At 43.7% G+C, this 22,375-nt stretch carries 20 protein-coding genes; 16 read left to right on the top strand and 4 right to left on the bottom strand.

Annotated elements, in window-relative coordinates; genetic code table 11:
- Nucleotides 1-59 precede the first annotated feature (59 nt).
- The 10 genes from ABDW02_RS10275 (at nt 60) to ABDW02_RS10230 (ending at nt 11,346) form a co-directional block, all read left to right on the top strand.
- Complete coding sequence (locus ABDW02_RS10275) at nt 60-1,232, top strand: AIR synthase related protein (protein WP_343634465.1); 1,173 nt, start codon at nt 60-62, stop codon at nt 1,230-1,232.
- Between the two features lie 52 nt (nt 1,233-1,284).
- The gene (gene prfA, locus ABDW02_RS10270) at nt 1,285-2,364 is read left to right on the top strand and encodes a peptide chain release factor 1 (protein WP_343634464.1); all 1,080 of its coding nucleotides are present in this window, start codon (nt 1,285-1,287) and stop codon (nt 2,362-2,364) included.
- Nucleotides 2,365-2,589: 225 nt separating this feature from the next.
- Complete coding sequence (locus ABDW02_RS10265; RefSeq protein WP_343634463.1) at nt 2,590-3,408, top strand: SDR family NAD(P)-dependent oxidoreductase; 819 nt, start codon at nt 2,590-2,592, stop codon at nt 3,406-3,408.
- A 69-nt stretch (nt 3,409-3,477) separates the two neighbouring features.
- Nucleotides 3,478-4,368, top strand: a complete 891-nt coding sequence (locus ABDW02_RS10260; protein WP_343634462.1) for a helix-turn-helix domain-containing protein — start codon at nt 3,478-3,480, stop codon at nt 4,366-4,368.
- 162 nt (nt 4,369-4,530) lie between these two features.
- Complete coding sequence (locus ABDW02_RS10255; RefSeq protein WP_343634461.1) at nt 4,531-6,852, top strand: TonB-dependent receptor; 2,322 nt, start codon at nt 4,531-4,533, stop codon at nt 6,850-6,852.
- A 1-nt stretch (nt 6,853) separates the two neighbouring features.
- A complete protein-coding gene (locus tag ABDW02_RS10250) occupies nt 6,854-7,630 on the top strand; it encodes a DUF4249 family protein (protein WP_343634460.1) in 777 nt (258 codons plus the stop codon).
- Nucleotides 7,631-7,736: 106 nt separating this feature from the next.
- On the top strand, nt 7,737-8,555 hold the full coding sequence (gene pyrF, locus ABDW02_RS10245; protein ID WP_343634459.1) for an orotidine-5'-phosphate decarboxylase: 819 nt from the start codon (nt 7,737-7,739) through the stop codon (nt 8,553-8,555).
- Nucleotides 8,556-8,567: 12 nt separating this feature from the next.
- Nucleotides 8,568-9,461, top strand: a complete 894-nt coding sequence (locus ABDW02_RS10240; protein WP_343634458.1) for a sterol desaturase family protein — start codon at nt 8,568-8,570, stop codon at nt 9,459-9,461.
- A 1-nt stretch (nt 9,462) separates the two neighbouring features.
- Nucleotides 9,463-10,065 (top strand): methylthioribulose 1-phosphate dehydratase, encoded by a 603-nt coding sequence (gene mtnB, locus ABDW02_RS10235; RefSeq protein ID WP_343634457.1) that lies wholly within the window; start codon nt 9,463-9,465, stop codon nt 10,063-10,065.
- Between the two features lie 87 nt (nt 10,066-10,152).
- The gene (locus ABDW02_RS10230) at nt 10,153-11,346 is read left to right on the top strand and encodes a T9SS type A sorting domain-containing protein (protein ID WP_343634456.1); all 1,194 of its coding nucleotides are present in this window, start codon (nt 10,153-10,155) and stop codon (nt 11,344-11,346) included.
- Between the two features lie 35 nt (nt 11,347-11,381).
- On the opposite strand, the gene ABDW02_RS10225 is transcribed toward ABDW02_RS10230, so the two are convergent.
- Nucleotides 11,382-11,717, bottom strand: coding sequence for a n-acetylglutamate synthase (locus ABDW02_RS10225; protein ID WP_343634455.1), 336 nt, complete (start codon nt 11,715-11,717; stop codon nt 11,382-11,384).
- Entirely contained in the window at nt 11,714-12,178 is a 465-nt protein-coding gene (locus ABDW02_RS10220; RefSeq protein WP_343634454.1) for a hypothetical protein, read from the bottom strand. The genes ABDW02_RS10225 and ABDW02_RS10220 overlap by 4 nt, the downstream gene beginning before the upstream one ends.
- A gap of 134 nt (nt 12,179-12,312) precedes the next feature.
- Here ABDW02_RS10220 and ABDW02_RS10215 point away from each other — a divergent pair, with 134 nt between their 5' ends.
- Entirely contained in the window at nt 12,313-13,446 is a 1,134-nt protein-coding gene (locus ABDW02_RS10215) for a pirin family protein (protein ID WP_343634453.1), read from the top strand.
- A 75-nt stretch (nt 13,447-13,521) separates the two neighbouring features.
- Here the strand turns inward: ABDW02_RS10215 and ABDW02_RS10210 are convergent, their stop codons facing one another.
- On the bottom strand, nt 13,522-14,382 hold the full coding sequence (locus ABDW02_RS10210) for an OmpA family protein (RefSeq protein WP_343634452.1): 861 nt from the start codon (nt 14,380-14,382) through the stop codon (nt 13,522-13,524).
- A gap of 538 nt (nt 14,383-14,920) precedes the next feature.
- Here ABDW02_RS10210 and ABDW02_RS10205 point away from each other — a divergent pair.
- The 5 genes from ABDW02_RS10205 to mtnA all read left to right on the top strand — a co-directional run bounded on the left by ABDW02_RS10205 (nt 14,921) and on the right by mtnA (nt 19,068).
- A complete protein-coding gene (locus ABDW02_RS10205) occupies nt 14,921-15,460 on the top strand; it encodes a cupin (protein WP_343634451.1) in 540 nt (179 codons plus the stop codon).
- Nucleotides 15,461-16,186, top strand: a complete 726-nt coding sequence (locus ABDW02_RS10200; protein WP_343634450.1) for a hypothetical protein — start codon at nt 15,461-15,463, stop codon at nt 16,184-16,186.
- 47 nt (nt 16,187-16,233) lie between these two features.
- On the top strand, nt 16,234-16,929 hold the full coding sequence (mtnC, locus tag ABDW02_RS10195) for an acireductone synthase (protein ID WP_343634449.1): 696 nt from the start codon (nt 16,234-16,236) through the stop codon (nt 16,927-16,929).
- Between the two features lie 100 nt (nt 16,930-17,029).
- Complete coding sequence (locus tag ABDW02_RS10190) at nt 17,030-17,920, top strand: T9SS type A sorting domain-containing protein (RefSeq protein WP_343634448.1); 891 nt, start codon at nt 17,030-17,032, stop codon at nt 17,918-17,920.
- A gap of 83 nt (nt 17,921-18,003) precedes the next feature.
- The gene (gene mtnA / locus ABDW02_RS10185) at nt 18,004-19,068 is read left to right on the top strand and encodes an S-methyl-5-thioribose-1-phosphate isomerase (protein WP_343634447.1); all 1,065 of its coding nucleotides are present in this window, start codon (nt 18,004-18,006) and stop codon (nt 19,066-19,068) included.
- 153 nt (nt 19,069-19,221) lie between these two features.
- Here the strand turns inward: mtnA and ABDW02_RS10180 are convergent, their stop codons facing one another.
- A complete protein-coding gene (locus ABDW02_RS10180; protein WP_343634446.1) occupies nt 19,222-21,630 on the bottom strand; it encodes a sulfatase-like hydrolase/transferase in 2,409 nt (802 codons plus the stop codon).
- Nucleotides 21,631-22,375 lie beyond the last annotated feature (745 nt).

Raw genomic sequence — 22,375 nt, 5'->3', positions numbered from 1 at the left:
TTTTTTTGTGGCCTTTCCTCTCAATTGAATTTTGTAACTTTGCCCTTTCAATTTTTAGTATGTCAGATATTCGATACAACTTACGCGGTGTTTCCGCCGGAAAAGAAGAAGTACACAATGCGATCAAAAAAGTCGATAAAGGCTTGTTCCCAAAAGCCTTCTGTAAAATTGTGCCGGATTATTTGACGGGAGACGAAGAGTATTGCATTGTCATGCATGCAGACGGTGCGGGTACAAAATCTTCCCTGGCGTACATGTATTGGAAAGAAACCGGCGATATTTCCGTGTGGAAAGGAATTGCCCAGGATGCATTGATCATGAATATCGATGACCTGTTGTGTGTGGGTGCTACGGAAAACATTTTGCTTTCATCTACAATCGGGAGAAACAAGAACCTGATCACCGGTGAAGTGATCGCTGCGATCATTAACGGAACTGAGGAGTTGTTGGAAACACTTCGTGAACAGGGAATCGGGATTTACTCTACAGGTGGCGAAACAGCTGATGTGGGTGACTTGGTTCGCACCATTATTGTGGATTCAACGGTGGTTTGCCGCATGAAACGCTCGGAAGTGATTTCCAATCATACCATCCAGGACGGTGATGTGATCGTGGGGCTGGCTTCTTACGGCCAGGCGACGTATGAAAGCGCATATAACGGGGGAATGGGATCCAACGGATTGACTTCTGCCCGTCACGATGTGTTCAATAAATCACTGGCGGAAAAATACCCGGAAAGTTTTGACGCGGCAGTTCCTGCAGATTTGGTGTATTCCGGATCGAAGAACTTGACGGATTTCGTAGACGGAGTTCCGGTTGATGCAGGGAAACTGGTGCTTTCACCTACCAGAACATATGCACCGGTTATCAAGGCAATTTTAGACAAATGCCGTTCGTCGATCCATGGAATGGTTCATTGTTCGGGCGGAGCTCAAACAAAAGTGCTTCACTTTGTAGACGATGTTCACGTCATAAAAGACAATCTGTTCCCGATTCCGCCATTGTTCAGAATGATTCAGGAAGAGTCCGGAACGGATTGGAAGGAAATGTACAAAGTATTCAATATGGGCCACCGTATGGAGGTTTACCTGCCGGAAAGTGAAGCGCAGCAAATCATCGAAATCAGTCAATCATTCGGGATCGATGCACAGATCATCGGACGGGTAGAAAAAATGGACGGGAAACAGGTAACTGTTCGCTCGGAAGTCGGAGAATTCGTATACAACGGATAATTTTCGCGTTTTTTCATGAATGCAGAATAAGAATTAAAAGATTAGAAAATAGATGCAAGATTTATTAATTAAACTGGAAGCAATTCATTTCCGATTTGTAGAAGTCGGTAAGATGATTACGGACCCGGATATTATTTCGGATATGGATCGTTATGTGAAGTTGAATAAGGAATACCGGGACTTGGAAGAGGTTGATAATGCTTACAAGGCATATAAGAATGTTTTGGACAACCTGAAGAGTTCCAAAGAAATGCTGGAAGTTGAGACCGATCCGGAAATGCGCGAAATGGCAAAGATGGAAATCAACGACCTGGAGCAGAAGAAACCCGAACTGGAAGAAGAAATCAAAATATTATTGATCCCGAAAGATCCGGAAGACGATAAGAATGCCATTTTGGAATTGCGTGCCGGAACAGGAGGGGATGAAGCATGTATCTTCGTGGAGGATGTGTTCCGGATGTACACGATGTACTTCAAGGAAATGGGTTGGCAATACGAAATTGCAAACTCTTCCGAAGCTTCTGCAAAAGGATACAAAGAGATTTCCATGAGCATCGAAGGTGCGGGAATCTACGGAATGCTGAAATTCGAATCGGGTGTGCATCGCGTACAGCGTGTTCCGGAAACAGAATCGCAAGGGCGTGTCCACACTTCCGCAATTACCGTAGCGGTTTTGCCGGAGGCAGAAGAAGTGGATTTCGAACTGGATATGAACGACGTTCGGAAAGACACCTTCAGAGCATCCGGTGCGGGAGGTCAGCACATTAACAAAACAGAATCGGCGATCCGTTTGACTCACATTCCGACAGGAGTAGTGGTAGAATGCCAGGACGGGCGTTCACAGCATAAAAACCTGGAGAAAGCAATTTCCGTATTGCGTTCCCGTTTATACCAGGCAGAATTGGACCGCGTTCACCAGGAACGTGCGGCTCAACGAAAAACTTTGGTATCGACCGGAGACAGATCTGCCAAGATTAGAACCTACAATTATCCGCAGGGCCGTATTACGGATCACCGCATCAATAAAACGATGTACAACCTGGGAGCTTTTATGAACGGAGATATCCAGGAGATGATTGATGCGCTGAAAATGGCAGAGAACGCTGAAAAAATGAAAGGCGAATTAAACTAGTTCAAAAGTTTAAAGGTTTAAAAAGTTCAAAGGTTCAAAAAGTTTAATTCCTGAACCATTCAGAAATAATCAGAAAGGTGGTTGAGTCCCGAAGTTTCGGGAAACCACCTTTTTTGTTTTGCAGACTCCGGCAAATGTAAAAATGTATCATTCTTCCCGACTTCTGTATAAATTATCAGGCATTCCCTCAGCCTAATTTTGTCTTCATCATTAAAGACAAAAACAATGGCAAAGACAATTTTTATTACCGGTGCTTCAAAAGGATTCGGTAAGATCTGGGCAGAAGCCCTTTTACAAAGAGGTGAAAAAGTCGTGGCAACAGCCCGTGACCTGCGTTCACTGGATGATTTAGTGAAACGCTACGGAGAAAATATTCTCCCGTTACAACTGGATGTAAATGACCGCACAGCTGATTTCGCTGCAATCCGTAAAGCAAAGGAACACTTCGGGAGGATTGATGTGTTGATCAATAATGCCGGTTATGGTTTGTTTGGAAGTATAGAAGAAACGAGTGAACAAGAGGCCCGTGCACAAATGGAAACCAATTTTTTCGGTTTGCTTTGGCTCACACAAGCCGTGTTACCGGTTATGCGCGAACAGGGATCAGGCCATATTATCCAGGTTTCAAGTGTTGTAGGATTGATTACCTTTCCGGTACTGGGGGTTTACAACGCTTCTAAATTTGCTGTGGAGGGATTAAGCGGAACACTTGCTGCAGAAGTGAAGGGATTCGGAATCGATGTTACATTGGTTGAACCGAATTCGTATGCTACAGACTGGTCTGGTGCTTCTGCGGCGAGCACAACTGCAATGCCGGAATACGATGGCGTAAAAGCAGCATTTCAGGCTGGAATGCAGGATGATTTCTTCGGCGTTCCGGAAGCAACAGTTCCGGCTATTCTGAAACTGATTGACAGTGAAAATCCGCCGCAACGATTATTCCTGGGGAAATACGGTTATAACTGGGTGAAACAAGCTTATGAAGAAAAGTATGCCGAATGGGAAAGCTGGAACGATGTTTCTACCGCTGCTCACGGCAAATAATTCATTATCCGTTTATTTTAGTGAATCTGCGCCGTATTTCGGCGTAGATTTGTAGTATAACAATGTATCATGGAGCATTTTAAAAAACTGTCCGACATTCATCGGTTTAACGGCTTTCCGATGCCTGAAAATCCTTTGTTCAGCATTTACCGCTGTACCCAGACTTGCGGATTAGGAGATCGCGAGTTCACTTCCGATTTTTACATGATCGGGTTTAAAAAACTGAAAGCCGGAATGATCCTTTACGGACGGACGAAATACGACCATGAAAATGGCAGCATGATATTCATTAAGCCCCGGCAAGTGATCGAATTTAAAAATGTGGAATACGATGAAGATGCATTTATCATTTTTATTCACGAAGATTTTCTGAATGGCCATTTCCTGCATACCGAAATCAATAAGTATGCTTTTTTCGATTACGAAGCCAATGAAGCCCTGCATCTTTCACCTTCTGAGGAACAGATTATGTGGGATTTACACGATAAACTGGAAAATGAATACCGCAACAATCCCGATGAATATAGCCGGGATATCATCCTTACGCATATTGATTCGATGCTGAAATATTCCCAGCGCTTCTACAAACGTCAGTTTATCAACCGTACAGAACTTTCCGGCAAAACGGTTTCCAGGTTTAACGAGGCTTTGAATGCGTATTTCAAAAATGGCTTACTTCTTTCCCAGGGACTTCCTTCGGTGAACAATCTGGCGGCCCAAATAAACTTATCACCACGTTATCTGAGTGATTTACTGAAACAGGAAACCGGTAAAACAGCCATTGAACTGATTCATATTTATCTGGTCAATGAAGCAAAGAACCGGCTGAAAAGTGATGATCAAAGTGTTTCTGAAATTGCTTATCAGCTCGGATTTGAAAACCTTCCTTACTTTTCAAGGCTTTTCAAGAAAGAAACCGGAATCAGTCCCAACCAGTTTAAAAAGGGATTAATGAATTAAGTTCAAAGATCAGCGCTTCACTTTTAACAATAAAAACTCCCACAATGAACGGGAGTTTTTTTCGTTTACAGAGTACGTTTAACCGAATAATAACAACCGTTCACCATTTTTTTTAACCTTTTTGAAAAGATAAATGCGATTTTTGCACCACAACTCAACAATATGAAATCAGGAATACTCATTTTATTTGTTCTAATCACTGCAATTTCTTTCGGTCAGGGGAATGCAACCCTGAGCGGAACCGTCAAGGATCAATCAAAAGGCGAAGAAATCATCGGGGCTACGGTCCGCGTAAAAGACCAGAAACTGGGCGCGGTAACCAACGAGTACGGGTTTTATTCCCTGACTTTGCCGGTGGGAAAATACATCATTCAAATTTCAGCTGTCGGATACTTGTTGATGGAGAAAGAAGTAGATCTTTCCGTTTCACAATCTGTCGATTTTCAATTAAAGACCGAACAGGATGAAAAAGAACTGGAAGAAGTGGTGGTTTCTTCCGAGAGGCGCGATGGAAACGTGCGCGATCCGTTGATGGGAGTAGAAAAGATCGATCCGAAGGAAATTTCCAAGATCCCGGTAATTTTCGGGGAGAAGGATTTGATCAAGACCATGCAGCTGATTCCCGGTGTGAAAAACGCGGGTGAAGGAAGTTCCGGATTTTATGTGCGCGGTGGTGGTGCTGATCAAAACCTCATCTTGCTGGATGAAGCGCCTGTTTACAATGCCAGTCACTTGTTGGGTTTCTTCTCGACCTTCAATTCCGATGCGATCAAAGATGCGATGCTTTATAAGGGAAATCAGCCTTCGAATTACGGTGGACGGCTTTCTTCCGTACTGGATATTAAAATGAATGACGGGAACCAGAAACGCTACAATGTAGGTGGCGGGATCGGTCTGATCTCTTCCAAATTAATCGTGGAAGGCCCGATCGCAAAAGACAAAGCATCCTTTTTGGTTTCCGGAAGAAGAACCTATGCGGACCTGTTCCTGAAATTGTCCGACCGGTTCAAGGATAATAAGTTGTTTTTCTACGATTTGAATGCAAAAGTCAATTACCGCGTAGGGAAAAAAGACCGCTTGTTCTTATCCGGCTACTTCGGAAGGGATAAACTCGGCTTGGGTGATGTTTTCGGGATAAACTGGGGAAATGCTACCGGAACACTACGCTGGAACCACATCATCAATGAAAAGTGGTTTTCCAACACCTCTTTCATTTACAGCAAATACGATTACAAAATTTCCATTTCAGGAGGAGATGTGCAGTTCGACATTACTTCCCAGATCCAGGATTTCAACCTGAAACAGGAATTCCAGTGGTTCCCGAATAACCGGAATAAATTGAAGCTCGGGCTGAATGTGATCAATCACGGAATTACTCCGGGACAAATCGATGCCAACGAAGATTCGGGGATCAATACCAAGCGTATCAAGCCGACCAATTCCGTGGAGAATGCGGTGTACATCACGAACGATTACACCATCACCGAGAACTTTACCATGAGCTACGGAGTACGCGGTTCGAACCTGATCGCACTCGCAAACGGCGATGAAATGTATACCTATAACCCGGATGGAACCGTTGCCACAGCAAATACCTGGGCCAAAAACAAATTTCTGAAGGCTTATTTCTTCGTGGAACCGAGACTCTCTTTCAGCTGGCAGTATTTAAAAGGACAATCCATTAAAGCGGCTTATTCCCGCAATACACAGAACATTCACCAGGTGTCGAATTCCACTTCGGGTTCACCCACGGATGTGTGGCTTTCTTCCAGCCTGAATATCAAACCGGAGATCTCCGACCAGGTAGCTTTGGGGTGGTTCCGGAATTTCCTCGACAACAAACTGGAACTGAGCACGGAAGTATACTACAAATGGATGCAGAACCAGCTTGATTATAAGAACGGGGCAAACGAACAGGCCAATGAACGCCTGGAGGGAGAATTGCTTTCCGGGATCGGACGTGCTTACGGGTTGGAAATCATGCTGAAGAAGAAGACGGGTAAATTTACCGGTTGGATCGGGTATACGCTTTCGCGCACGGAACGCAAAATTGACGGGATCAATGACGGAAAATGGTACCTGGCAAAACAAGACAGGCTGCATGATTTATCCGTAGTGGGAATTTATGAGATTACGCCCAAATGGTCGATTTCTGCCTTGTTTGTTTTCTATACCGGAAATGCCGTGACCTTCCCTTCCGGGAAATACCAGATCGATGGCCAGACTTACTTTATTTACACCCAGCGAAACGGGTACCGCATGCCGAATTATCACCGACTGGATTTGGGAGTAACGTGGCTGCGCAAGAATACCAAGAAATTTGAAAGCAGCTGGAACTTCTCGATTTACAACGCATACGCACACGAGAATGCGTATTCGATTACATTCCGCGAGAACAAGGATGATCCTTCCAAAACAGAAGCGGTCCAAACAACCCTGTTCCGCATAGTTCCTGCAATTACTTACAATTTTAAATTCAAATAGGATGAAATTTGCACTGATTATATGGATTTCTTTTGCCGTTCTTTTGGGTTTTTCAAGCTGTGAAAAAGTCATTGACGTGGATTTGAACGATACCGAGCAAAAAGTGGTGATCGAAGGATTTATCTTAAGAGGTGATACCGTTCAACGAGTGCGTGTTACCAGAACCCAGAATTTCGATGAGAGCACGGCTCCCCCGACGGTAGATAATGCATCCATAACCGTGATCGATAACTATGGAAATGCAGGAACATTTACAGCGGTAGGAAATGGTTGGTACGAATTAACGAACTACCCGGGAATTGAAGGCCGTACTTACACATTGACAACCGTTGTGGACGGAACTTCTTACACCGGAAGCAGTACGATGCCTTCTTATCAGCCTTTCCAGGGATTGTATTCCGTCTTTTATCCGTTCGGGGCCGATACCCTTCGTTCGGTGGTCCCGGCGCACTACGATGAACAGGGAGTTGCCAATTATTACCAGTTCCATGTTTACATAAACGGGAAAAAGAATAACAACATTTTCATCCAGGACGACCAGTTCACAGACGGGAACCTGGTGGTTCAGCCATTGTTTATCCAAGAGTTGGAAGTGGGCGATACGGTTCGTGTGGATATGTTCGGTATCGACAAACCGGTCCATACGTATTTCAACCAGTTGGGAGTGAATTCTTCGAGCAGTGCCACACCTGCAAACCCGATTTCTAACTTAAGCGGCGGATGTATGGGCTATTTTTCAGCGAGGACTTTTGATACGCGAACTATTGTGGTCAATTAGGACGAAGAATTTTCCGGTAAATTACTTTCCACTAATCCCGGATATCCGGGATCGTAATTTAGTTTTCAAAAGCTTTTTCTTATCTTTGCAGGCTTAAAACAAATGGATGACAAGACAGGAGTTAATTCAGCAAATTCGCGAAAAGAGATCGTTTTTATGTGTCGGTTTGGATACCGATTTGGATAAAATTCCTGCTCATTTGTTGCAGACAGAAGATCCGGTTTTTGAATTCAACAAAGCCATTATCGATGCGACCAAAGATTTGTGTGTGGCCTACAAGCCCAATATTGCTTTTTACGAGGCATTGGGTCCGAAAGGCTGGGAATCGCTGAAAAAGACCATCGATTATATTCCTTCCCACTGTATGACCATTGCAGATGCAAAGCGCGGAGATATCGGGAATACGTCTACTTATTACGCAAAAACCTTCTTTGAATATTTGAATTGTGATGCAGTTACCGTTGCTCCATACATGGGAGAAGATTCGGTGACTCCTTTCCAGGAATTTGAAAACAAATGGGTAATCCTTTTGGCATTGACTTCCAATAAAGGCGCTTTGGATTTTCAATTTACAACCGATGCTTCCGGGGAGGAATTGTATAAAAAAGTATTAAAAAAAAGCTCCAAATGGGGATCGGAAAGTAACCTGATGTACGTAGTAGGGGCAACACGCGCCGAAGGAATTGCAGAAGTGCGTAAACTGGTCCCGAATCACTTTTTCCTGGTTCCCGGAGTGGGAGCGCAGGGAGGAAGCCTGGAAGATGTTGCTAAATACGGCTGGAATGAAGATTGCGGTTTATTGGTCAATGCATCCCGTTCGATTATTTATGCTTCAAACACTCCTGATTTTGCTTCCGAAGCACGAAAAGAGGCTCAGAAACTGCAGGAAGAAATGGCTCAGATTTTGACAGCGAAGAATTTCTAAAACGGAATTTTTATGGTTGATTACGTAGAAAAACTCATCATTTTTATCAGCACACCGATTTACGTGGTGTTGATCCTTGGTGAAATTATTCTGAGTAATTGGCACAACCGCAAGCTATATACGGTCGGAGATACGATCCAGAACCTTTACCTGATGATCGCCAATATGGGAATCGACGTACTGATGCGCGGAATAACCCTGTTCGTGCTTCTATTCTTCTTTGATTACCGCTTCGTTCATTGGGAATCACATGCGTGGATGTACTGGACTATGCTATTCATCGCGGAAGATTTTATTTTCTATTGGATCCACCGCATCGATCACATGGTGCGCTTCTTTTGGGCCATTCACGTAACGCACCATTCATCGGATAAGTACAATCTAACAACCGGTTTCCGTTCTTCGGTGTTCCAGCCCGTTTATCGCTTTATCTGGTTTATTCCTTTGGTATTTTTAGGCTTCGAACCTTTCGATATTTTCATCATGTATTCGATCACCCAGACTTACGGGATTTTGGTTCACACCAAAGCAGTGAAGAAACTTGGAGCACTGGAGTATTTTTTAGTCACTCCTTCACACCATCGCGTGCATCATGCTTCCAATGTGGAATACCTGGATAAGAACATGGGAATGATCCTGATTGTCTGGGACAAGCTTTTTGGCACTTTCCAGGCAGAAATAGACGATCTTCCGATTCAATTCGGATTGTACGAAAAGAAGATAGACAACAATCCGGCGAACGTTATTTTCCACGAATGGGTGTCTATTTACAAAGACGTTCGAAATGCAAGAGGACTGAAGAATAAATGGTTGTACATCACCAAGCCGCCCGGATGGAGCCCGGACGGAAGCACCATGACATCGAAACAATTGCGAAACCAGATAAAACAAGCAGAAAAGAAATAGGATGGAACAGCTGAAAAAAGAACTGGCAGACGTTATTCGTGCCTATCACCAAAAAGGCTGGTCGCCTGCAACTTCTACCAATTATTCCTTCAGATTGGCTGAAAGACCCGAGGTGATCGTTGTTTCCCGCTCCGGGATCGATAAATCCGCGTTCTCTGCAGCTGATTTCATGGAAGTGGACATGGAAGGGAAAGCACTTCCGGCTTACGAAGGAATTCGTCCGTCGGCAGAAACGCTGATCCATTGCAAATTGTACCAATTATTCCCGGAGATGATGTGCATTGTTCACAGCCATTCGGTGTATTCGGTGTTGCAATCCATGAAGAACTCCCAGGCCGTTGAATTGAGCGGTTACGAAGTGTTGAAAGGTTTCGAAGGAATCCAGACACACGATACAACCGTGCAAGTCCCGGTTTTCGACAATACCCAGGATATGCCGGCATTTGCAGCTACGCTGGAAGCGCAGAAACACCGCCTCACAGTTCCTACATTCATTATGCGCCAACACGGAACGTATGCCTGGGGAAGAAACTTATTCGAAGCCAAACGCCACCTCGAAACAGCAGAATACCTGTTCGAAGTAGACTGGAAATTTTCGAAATAAGCAAGAGCACCCAACCGTCTGCCCGAAACACACGTTGATAATTGATATCAGGGATATCAATTCAAGAATTGGCCAAAAAAGACCTATATGAAATTATTTTTGACGTTAATTACAGGATTAGCTACCGCGTTATTTGCCACCGGGCAAACCTTTTCGCCTCAGAACAGCGGAGTTTCTTCGCAGTTGAACGGGATTGACTTTTCAAGTCCGTCTGTTGGAATTGCTGTTGGAAACGCAGGAGTCATCCGTAAAACGGTTGATGCAGGTTTGAACTGGACTTATTCCGGTTCGGGTACGTCATATGATTTGACCGGAGTAGCGTATTTGAACGGATCTACCTACATTGCCGTGGGTAAGAACGGAACGATCCTCAGAACCACCAATGGAGGGACAAGCTGGTCATTGGTGAATTCCGGAACGACCAACGATCTCACCGGGATTTTTGTAAACGGCCTGAATATTTACGTAACGGGAACAAACGGAACCATTTTGATTTCTACCAATTCGGGGAATGCCTGGAACCCGACCAATACCGGGATCTCGTTTAAATTGAATAAGATCTTTTTTGTTTCAGACCTGATCGGGTATGCAGTTGGAGACGGAGGAACGATCCTGAAAACAGTCAACGCCGGGCAAGGCTGGAATTTTCTCACCAGCGGCACCAATACGCATTCATTGACAGATATTTATTTCACGGATGGAAATACGGGGGTTGTTGTGGGAGGAATAGCCGGTACGAACGAAGCAATTACTTTGCGCACGACAAACGCCGGTTCTGTCTGGACTTCCAATAATATTTCCGGAATTATCCTAAGCGGAGTAGGATTCTACCCGGACAATTCGGTGGGCTATGCAGTTGGCGGAAGTTATACCGGGAATACCAGCGTCATTTTAAAATCAACAAGCCAGGGAGCTTCCTGGACACCGGTTACCTCCAGTTCTTCGCGCCAGCTGGCAGTTTGTTTTCCGGGCAACGGGATCGGCTATTCCTGCGGATTAAACGGAACGATCTTACGTTTGGCAACCAATACATTGGATGTGGAAGAACAAAACACCGAATCGGATATCCAAATCAGCCCGAACCCGGGGAATGGGATTTTCTATGTTTCCGGAGAGTTAGCAGGTAATTTTTCCATTGAAGTCTTAGCTGCAAACGGACAGCGCGTTGCTTTGGTAGAGAATGGGAATCAAATCGATCTGACAGCCGCTCCGAAAGGAATGTATGTAGCCGTGATCAAATCCGGATCATCTGTTGTTACGCGACAATTGGTGAAAGAGTAAATATTTCACAGCAGTGATAGTATCATTTGATAGTATCAAATTTCTTCCAATACTGAATTTCCCTTAGATTGATCACCGGAAGTCCACTGCCAGCTTTCATGCAATCGGATTCTTCCATCACTAAGAATTTCTGGTTTGGAATAACAAGTTCCGGTCATCAATATTCCTTTGGCATTGATTTGATGATAACGTATATCAATATTTCCTTCCGTATCCACTAACCCGATTAGTTGTCCACATTTGATCTGTCCGCCGGAATAAGTGCAGGTAAGAATATTTCCTTCTTGCTTGTAATGAAAGGTCGTTTCTTCGGAGGTTTCGCCGTTTGGTGTATTGCTGACCGGTCTGAATTTTTTGTTGTGATAGTTCATTGACAAAAGCACCATTTATTAATCATAGCAGAAAAAATGATCATTGTTAGAATGATTAAAATGTGAAGGTATATATACAATCTATTCCGATTGAAAAAATCTTCGTCACTATCTACTTTTCCAACGTGTTTCTTTATTCGATTGAATTCATTGGCATTGCTTTTACTTGCTAAACTTGCACGTTTCTGATGCATTTTTATGAAAGGTCTTGTTTTTCGGATAAAGACAATTGCAATCAGATTAACCGCACAAACAAAAACAACCAGTAAATTGGTGTAAGGGATAGAATGATTTTTAGTGCTGAGATAAAAACCAATAATGGCTGTACTTACAGTGAGCACATAATTGCATAGATTCTCTCTTTTTGTTTCCAGTTTATCAATTCGGTCATATTGATTTTGGTAAAACAACCTGAAGTTTTCATCAGTCATTTTGTATTGTTCGTTCGTTTCTTCGTTCATGGAATGTGGTTTATCATTGACTATAAAAATGCAAAAACATTTTTTACTCAGTTGATTTTATCTCTTTTTACCAACTATTTTTTGTAATTCGGATGTATTTCATTTAAATTAGTACCCGGGTAAATATTTATCTCATGAGTAAAGAAGTCACACGTAGAAATTTTGTTCAGCGCCTTTCTGCAGCCTCTGCAGGACTTTTTGCATTGCCCTGGCTGGCAAGCGGAAAAGAACCGTCCGAACCCTCAATAGAAAAGAATATGAATGCAGTAAAACGCTTTTTCCCTTTGGGCTTTCAATGGGAAACACAGGATCCGTTCTTGTTTTGTGTGCATCACGAAGACCAGTTCCCGAAAGGAAATGAACAAATGGGGCCTGACCCGGAATATTTCAAGGGCCGCCACATGGGCGATGATTTTATCATCAAGGACGGATTCCGGATGTATCACGGGAAGAAGGTTCCGGGTTTTCCGGGACATCCGCATCGCGGTTTTGAGACCATTACGGTGGTGCGTCACGGGTTGGTAGATCATGCCGATTCATTGGGTGCTGCGGGCCGCTATGGAAACGGTGATGTGCAATGGATGACTGCGGGAAAAGGAGTGCAGCATTCGGAAATGTTTCCTTTGATGTCACAAGCGGAAGAAAATCCGCTGGAATTGTTCCAGGTGTGGCTGAACCTGCCGAAAAAGGATAAAATGGTAGAGCCGCATTTCAAGATGTTGTGGCGTGAAAGCATCCCGAACCTGAAACTGGACCAGGGGAAAGTACTGGTTGAACTGATTGCAGGAACCTGGGGTGAACACAAAGCAGTTAGTCCGCCACCGGATTCGTGGGCATTTCCGGGTGAAAACGAGGTGCTGATTGTCAATATCAAAATGGAACCGCACGCAAAAGTGATTTTGCCGAAAGCATCGGCTGATGTGAATCGCAGTTTGTTTTTCTACGAAGGCGACCAGTTGTCGATCAATGAAGAGAGTTATGAATCCTATTCCGGGTTTTTCCTGGATCCGGCTGTTGAAACGCAGTTAAGTTCGAACGAAACTCCTGTAAGCATTTTCCTGTTACAAGGAAAACCGATCAACGAACAGGTAATGCAATACGGCCCGTTTGTGATGAATACGAAGGAGGAAATCAAACAGGCATTCGATGATTACCATCAAACGCAATTCGGTGGTTGGCCATGGCCTAAATACGACCAGGTGCACGACCGGAACAAAACGCGTTTTGCGTTGCACGCGGACGGGAAGGAAGAGGTTAAGGACGTATAGTTGATCAAAAAAAGCAGTAAAAAAATGTGGGCATCCCGTACGTACGGGATGCCCACTGTTCATCATTTAATTTTATTATTTTCCTGAACTTTGCAACAAGTTCATAATTTCATCCAATTTCGGAGAAAGAATGATTTCTGTTCGTCGGTTTTTTGCTTTTCCTTCCGGAGTATCGTTGGATGCTTTCGGGAAATATTCCCCGCGTCCTGAAGCGGTCATACGCGTTGCTGCAACGCCGTATTTTTCGTTCATCATCCGTGTGATAGATGTTGCACGCGCCACACTCAAATCCCAGTTGTCTTTGTAAACGGCTGTTTTGATCGGAACGTTATCCGTATGGCCTTCTACCAGGATCTGGATATCCGGGTTTTTGTTCAATACATCGGCAAGTGCTTTCAATGCTTCGACTCCTTTCGGCTCAACGGCATTGGAACCTGATTTGAACAAGAGTTTATCGGACATGGAAACGTAAACTTTCCCGTCACGGATTTCCATGGTCAATTCATCGGAGTTAAATCCAACCAGCGCATCTCTCAGGGTCTGGTTCAGCTTTTTGGTCATTGCATCCTGACGCGCAATAATTGCCTGCATTTCACGCAGCATGCGTTCTTTTTCCTGGAGATCCTTGTTTTTATTCTGAAGGTCTCTTTCCTGCTGGCTTAATTGCGCGGATTGGTTCTCATTGATGTTTTCCTGGCCTGAAAGCTTCATTTGAAGATTTTTGTTATCAGAAACAAGTCGCTCGTTTACCGATTTCTGGTCGGCAAGTGTTGTACACAAGGAATCTCGTTCGGATATCACTGTCTGAAGTCTTTTTCCACCTGGTTTCTTTTCAGGAATAGGGTCGCCACATGTATAAACTGGTTTACAAGAGGACACTGCCAGTATTCCAACGGCTAATCCGCCCATTAGAATGCTTTTGTTGAATACTTTCATAACTCTTTTGTTTTATAATTGGTCTATTAAAGAAAAAGGAATCTGTTAAATCGCCCGGAAATAATTAGGTTTTTTTAGGATTGTTTGGGTTTAATTGTGAATTTGAGAATTGAGAATTGAGAATTGCGAATTGCGAATTGCGAATTGCGAATTGTTTTAGTTACAAGCTTTTACAATTGTGTGAAGGGTTTAAACCTTGTTTTTCTGACCTGTTAGCTGATTAACGACTTTTTTTGTTGTTTTCCTGAGCTAATTGAGGTTATGCCTTCTTTTCAGGATTCCTGCTACAGCACAGGTCTCCACGTTCCCGTAATTGAGTTGTTAAAAATAATGTGATTTGTTACAGGAGTAACGTTTTAATACTATACCCGTACTTGACCTGGGCTTGATCCGTACTTGACCCATACGTGACATTTCTGAGGCTGATTTTGAGATGAGTTTAGTTCTCATAGTTGTGAAATCCTGCATGGACCAAAAATTTTTCATTCCAACGGATTTTCTGCGCGGTTGACAATTCGCAATTCATTAATTTTGCAGTATGGCAGTATTATCTATTCCGGACTTGAATATTACGGAGCGCGATCCTGAGAAGATTCGCGCATTCATGAATGCACGCGGGATCTTTTTTGATCAGTGGCAGGCAGATGTGGTGTTTGAAGACAGTGCAAACCAAGAGGAAATCCTGAAAGCATATGAATCGAGTTTGACTCCTTTCATGCATTCCGGCGGTTACCAGACTGCGGATGTGATTACGATCAATAAGCTGACGGAGAATTACGAGGCTATCCGTGCGAAATTTTTGGCCGAGCATACGCATTCGGAAGATGAGATCCGTTTTTTCGTGGATGGCGAAGGTTTGTTCTGGTTCAACCTGGAAACGGAGCCTGTATTTAATTTGCTGTGCGAAAAGGGTGATTTGATTTCCGTTCCGGAAGGTACCAAGCATTGGTTCGATGCCGGAGAAACGAACCCGTTCGTGAAGGCGATCCGCATTTTCATTGATATGAGCGGATGGGTGCCTCATTACACGGAATCGAAACTGGAGCAGCGGTTCAGCGATTTCAGAGTTGAGAAATAAATGAAATTACTGAGAGATTATTATACACTTGTTAGTACCGGTGTTTGGATAATCGTGACTCTGATTGGGTATTTTTACTGGTCGTGGGATATCGGCCAAACGATCTTATTCCTGAATATTTCATTTTTCAGCCTCTTTTTCAATCACTATTTGTCTTTGTGCGAACTGACGTATCAAAATACGGTTATTGCAGCTGTAAAAGGAACGCTCAGGCACGAAGATTTGGCTCAGCCATTGGTAGTTATCTGGCAGGTATTTACTTTTATCTTCAACGTGTTTTTGTTTACCTGTGCACTGGTGATTTCCATGATAATAATGGGAGCGATAACAGGAGCTTTTTTCTACAAAGCTTTAAAAGTGGAAGATTTTGATCAGTTTATAGAGAAATGGAACGGAGAATGGACGCATGTCATCTTAACAGCCGGGGCCGTTTTAATTTTCGAGTTTATCGGGTTCAGGAAGGAAATCCAAACACTGAATGTTCATAAGATTACCGACTGGAATATTTTCCTGCCCCTAATCAAAAACACGAAACTGAAGTTCAATTCGTACTTCTGGGGATCGATCGTGGCAATCATCATTGACGGGCTGGTCAGCGACTTTAATACCTTCGGACACATTTGCCTGGTGTGGATGTTTACCTGTCATTTTATCTGGTCGTATATTGATGTAAAATTTAAACCGGTACCCCTTCCTCCGGAAGCTTACCGGGAAGAATTAGAATAAATGTTATAAAGCATGTTTTCTTTTGTTTTACTTCGTAAATTTGAGTCATGACGATTACCAGACCCAAATATATTCTTACTGATATCGAAGGAACGACTTCTTCCATCTCTTTTGTTGCCGAAGAATTGTTTCCTTATTTCCGGGACAATATTTCCGACTTGCTTGCCTTGAAAGACCGTTTGGTGGTTAAAGAAGCTTTCGATGAAACGGTTCAGCTGGCCCAAGCGGAAGACGGGGAAACGCTCACTACGGATGAGGAAATCATTCAGAAACTGCACCAATGGAGTATGGAGGACCGGAAGATCACACCGTTGAAAACCTTGCAGGGAGTTTTGTGGGATACCGGTTACCGCGACGGAGAACTGAAAGGACATGTTTACCCGGAAGTAGCGGCGAACCTGAAAAACTGGAAGGAACAGGGCATCAATCTCGGCGTATTCTCATCGGGTTCCATAGCGGCTCAAAAACTGATTTTCGGTTATAGCATTGCGGGAGACCTGACGCCTTATTTTTCCCATTATTTTGATACCACTACCGGAGGAAAACGGGAAGCGGGAACTTATGCGAAAATTGCAGAAGAGTTGCAACTGGACCCTTCAGAAATCCTTTTCCTGAGCGATATAGCGGAAGAACTGCAGGCTGCGGCCTCAAACGGGTTCCAAACGATCCAATTGGTGCGCGAAGAAACGCAACCTTCCTGGGAACGATCTGTGGCATCATTCGATGAGATCATTTTCGAATAAGAACATCAGAATCAATCATTGATACCGTTCACATTGTTTTCCTTTGAACGAAGCATCTGTTTTGTCCCGAAATGACGTCTTGCAGAAAAAGGAACTACTTATGAGAAAACTAGTTACACTTACAGCATTGGGAATGCTTGTACTCGCAGCGAAAGCACAAATTCCGAATAACGGATTTGAGATACTGAATGCAGACAATAACGTCAGCCAATGGTCGAAAGCCTTCCTGACAGTTATCTGGATCGATTCCACCGGCGAATCACACGGAGATTCCATTGTATTCGACAGTCCGAACAACGCTTTGTACCTTCCTTCAACGGATGCACATTCCGGTCAGTACGCACTTGAAATGCGCAACGCACTCAATCTTACATCCGGTATCGGAATTACAGGAGGAGCAATCCTGCATTCCGAGGACACGTATGCAATCGGTTTTGAACTACCGGTTCCCGTAAGCCCGATGATACCGGAATCTTTCAGTTTTTACTACAAATACTTCCCGCTGGCAACGGATTCTGCCTATGCCATTGCAAAAATGTTTGATGTGGACGGATTCCAGATCGGTGAAGCGTCCATTACACTGGGCGGAACGGTCAGCAACTACACCTTTGCCAGTGCCCCGATCGTTTATACGGATTTAAGGCCTGTGGAATATATCTCAATCAATTTCGCAACCGCTACACCGGAAAGCCAGCCCACTTTCGGAACACGTTTTTTGGTGGATGATGTTTCTTTTGACGGAACGCTCGGACTGGATGAACCTGAAAATGCACTATCCATCTATCCGAACCCTTCAGCTACTGAATTCTCAATCGATGGTATGCAGGAAGATTACGAGGTGAAATTGTTCAGTTTAAGCGGAGAATCATTGGAATTAACAGTGTCTGCTGACGGCAAAATCAACTGTTCGAACTGGCCTGACGGAGTTTACCTGCTACACATTTCTACCGGAACGGGGACTTCGGTTAAAAAATTAATGGTTTCACATTAAATCTTCTGCGGAAACTCCGAAAATGCGTTCATGCTCGCCCGGTTTGCTTCAAATAGATTAATTTTGCAGCAGAAAATAAGATTATGAGCGCATTCAGAACCATTTGGACAACCGAAGACAAGTACGTAGAAGTTATTGATCAACGCAAACTGCCACACGAATGGGTGGTTGAAAAATTGATTTCCTATAAGGATGCGGAACGTGCGATCAAGGACATGGTTGTTCGTGGTGCTCCGTTAATCGGTGCTACGGCGGCTTACGGAATATACCTGGCTGCAAGGGAAGGTGCGAATCTCGAAGAAGCTTTTGCGGATCTGCGTCTTTCCCGTCCTACGGCTGTGAATTTGTTCTGGGCGCTAGACCGCATGAAGGCAAAACTGGAACATGCGACCGATTTAGTGGAAACAGCCTGGAATGAAGCTGCTCAAATCGTAGAGGATGACGTGGAAACCTGTCGCATGATCGGTGTACACGGCTTGCCGCTGATCGAAGAACTTTCGAAGAAAAAAAACGGGGAAACCGTTCATATATTGACGCATTGCAACGCAGGAATGCTTGGTTGTATCGAATGGGGAACCATTACCTCACCGATTTACCAGGCGGTACAAAAAGGAATCAAGGTGCATGTTTGGGTGGATGAAACCCGTCCGCGCCTGCAGGGAGCGAATCTCACCTGCTATGAATTGACCAGACACGATGTACCGCATACCCTGATCGTAGACAATCAGGGCGGACATTTGATGCAGCACGGCATGGTCGATATGTGTATCGTTGGAACGGACAGAACAACCCGACAAGGAGATGTTGCGAACAAAATAGGTACTTACCTGAAGGCATTGGCGGCTCACGATAACCAGATTCCGTTTTACGTGGCGCTTCCGTCAACTACGCTGGATATGACTATCCGTGACGGTTTGAAGGAAATTCCGATCGAACAGCGAAACCAGAACGAGGTGCGCTATGTGGTTGGAAAGAGTAAATTGACCGGCCAGTTGGATGAGGTATTGATCTGCCCCGAGACAACCCAGGCCAGCAATTACGGGTTTGATGTAACGCCGGCGCGTTTGGTTACTGCGTTAATTACCGAAAGAGGAGTTTGTAGTGCCAGCGAAGAAGGATTGGTGAAGCTCTTCCCGGAGTACAACTAAGAAAACCAGGTTTCTACGTGCCTATGTGGTTAAATAAACCACATAGGACAGAATAGAACACATAGTATCTGTTAGTGTTTAATGACTTTATGCTTACGCGTATTTTTACTTGCTGAATTTTGCAAAGAACAGATCTCCTGTAAGCGGAAAGGACTACTTCCAGGCAATTACATTGATCATGCTTTTCCGGATCTTTATTTTCCTGTTTTTCGGGTTCCGGAGGTAATAAACCAGTTCGTAGATCTGGTCTTTTGAGCGGCAGTTCTTTACATCCACAAAGAACGAATAGGTAATCCTGTTCCATTTTTCCGGTTGAAGGGGTTCCTGGAGTTTTGCCGAATGCGCTTTCCATTTGATCATTTTCTTCTTTCCGTTTTTGGTCGCTTCCAATGCAAACATTAACTGAACGAATTCTTCCAGTTCTTTCCGGTTGTTCAGAAAAATTTCGCCGTTCAATTCCACTTCGAGTCCTTTCCATTCTTTTTTGATGCGGATTTTCGGGGCCAGTTTGATGAAGCCGTCGCTGGACTCATTGTTGTGCATGGTTTTTACAAAATCGTTGCGCAAGACCAGTTTTTCGCCTCTCCGTGCAAATTTTTGGAATTGTTCTTTGGGGATGATCTTATCGTTTTCGTGGTAGTACTGAGCCAGTTTCCGGTAAGCAAGCAGTTGTTTCGAAAGTTTGTTGTTCAATGCCTGATCATTCACCGGCGCCAGGGCCATTCCTTTCCGGATGCGGTACAATTGCCCTTCGTATTGGTAATAATCCCCGAAGATCAGGTGTTTGGTTTCACTGTCAAGGGTAATCAAAGGCAGGGTACGCTTGCAGATAAACGATTTTTCAAAGGAAATTTCACGTCCGAAGAAAGGAACCTGTTTGGGCAATTTTAATTCCGGGTAGTTGATCCGCAGGTAATTGAGAATGGTGGGAGTGAGGTCGTTGTGCGAAGAAATGGAATTAAACCGGCCCGTTTTTTTCAGCAGGGGAGAAAAAATGAACAGCGGGGTTTGGTATTTCTGGATCTCATTTCGCGGAAACAACGGGTTTCCATGATCGCCAAGAATGAAGAAGATCGTATTGTCGTAATCCGCTTTTTTGGAAGCTTTTTCGAAGTAGCTTTTCAGCGCCTGGTCCGTAAAGAGATAACTTCCATATACTTCGGAAAGCCGGTTGATTTCTGCCCGTTGCTTCAAAGAGGCTATCGAATGGCTCAGTTTTTCTTTAACCAGGTCCATGTAGTGCTTCTTATTGGGGTAAGCAAAGGGTTCATGGGTGCTGATAGTCAGGAATATGTCCAATTTCGGTTTTTTAACCGGGAATTTCTGATCGTCGACAAATGATTTTTCGAACAGGTGATCATCTGCATGCCCCCAGGTACTGCGCACACCGTTCCGCACGGTCGGAAACCTTTTTTCCCAGGAATGGACCACATAATCGGTCTGGTTGTATTCCATAAAATCATCCATGTTGGCGAAGTTCATTCTCACTCCGCAATAAAAACGGGAATGATATGAATCCAGGAGGGAGATCAATGACCAGTGCCGCGGGTACTCTTCGCCTTGCATGAGTTGCTTTTCGGGCGGATTGGGAGTGGATGCAAGCGTAGCAGGAAGCACATTGTGGGTGCGTTCGCAAGTCGACATGAAATTGGGGAAATAAAGACTTTTCTGAGACAGAGAATCCAAAAACGGCATGAAGTGGCAGGGATTGTTCTCGTTTTTCCCAACCAAAAAGGAGGAAAGTGATTCTACGATGATGATTACGATATTCGGTGGTCCTTTGGGCGATTTACGGATGTATGTTCCGAATTCACTTTCAGAATCCAGTTCGTGGATCAGGGAATATTCGTTGTTTCGATTGGCGGGATCGGGGAAAAAAGAATCATCCAGCTGTTTAAAAACAGAAGTACTCACCTGGTCCAGTTCATTCCCCGACAAAAAGTGCTTTTCGCTCACACCGATGAAAGCGATCAGTTTGTTGTTCACCACCATGTCTCCTACATAATCGCGGGAAACAATCACCTTCCAGGGATAAGCCACCAGGGAAATCAGCATCAGTGAAACAAACACCGCAGAAGTAATTTTGCCGAAACGGACTTTCTGGAGCAGGAAGCCGATGAGAAAGTAAGCGATTAATAAGAAGACCGGGAAGGCAACGGCGAAAAAAGTGAGGTTTGAATCCAGGTTCGCCGAGGTCATCAACTCGGAATAGCTCAACTGGTAAAACACGTCTCCCAGGAGCAGGTTTGTTTTCACGAAGTAAACCGTGAGTGCATAATTGGAAAGAATGCCTATAAGGGCGAACAGATGCAGGAAGAACAAGCTTCCTCTTTTCAGGAAAACGGACCAAAGAACCGCGAAAACACATCCTACTGTGGAAATCAGCAGCGCGAGCAACAAGTCCATGATAAAACCCTTCAGGTGGTATTCGGCCTTTATTTCGGTCCGGAAAATCTCATTCGGTTCCTCGATAATTTGAAAGATGCGCGAAATAACCAGCGCCACAAACAAGGCGATGAAGTAGGGCAAAACGCGTTTAGGTACAGACTTGAGCAGGCTCATGTTAATGGTTTCGACACATTGATTTCACGCAAAATTAACAATATCAGTGTTAAACGTGCTTTTTTGGAAAATCGTTGTTTAAAAAATCGAAAAATAGTTCATGCAAAACGACAAAATCGGGCACTTACCGACAAAAAACACCTATTTACCTCAAAAAAATTGGGTAATCGAAAAAATAATACTAACTTCATCCTGATTTAGGTGGTTAGGTTAGGTTGATTAGTGAATGGAGTAATGACGCCTGTCTTACTCCATTTGCATTTTTAGTCAATTCTTCTCGAATTTCAGTCATACCTATTTCGACAAATCTTTCTTTTTGATCGGACTAATCATTTCTAATTGATTCAGTTTTCTTTTTAATCGACGAGTATGCAGATATAAATTTCTAGTCGGTTCCGGCTCACTATCATTTCGGCTAAACTTTGAATTTATACCTGATTCATTAAAAGATCCGGCTAACCTAAGTTTAGTATTTGATCACGAATATATTTATCGCAACTATTAATTACATCGTAAAATGATTACGAAGCTGAGCAATATCTTTGCTACGAATTAATTACCTATGTCTTTTCATGTTTGTAAAATTTACTACTCTTTTGTGTGTATTTTTAGGTTTTTTTCTAATTTAAGAGTTTGATTAAATAAGATATGTAACAAAATGAACTAACAGGATTATTTGTCACAGAATTTATTCCACCAGGTAATTACTGAAATTCATCGGAGAAATCAGAAAGCGATCCCTGTA

The organism is Fluviicola sp., from assembly GCF_039596395.1.
Classification (GTDB): domain Bacteria; phylum Bacteroidota; class Bacteroidia; order Flavobacteriales_D; family Crocinitomicaceae; genus Fluviicola.
The sequence above is the reverse complement of the archived record's forward strand: the minus strand, read 5'-3'. Positions and strand labels throughout refer to the sequence as shown.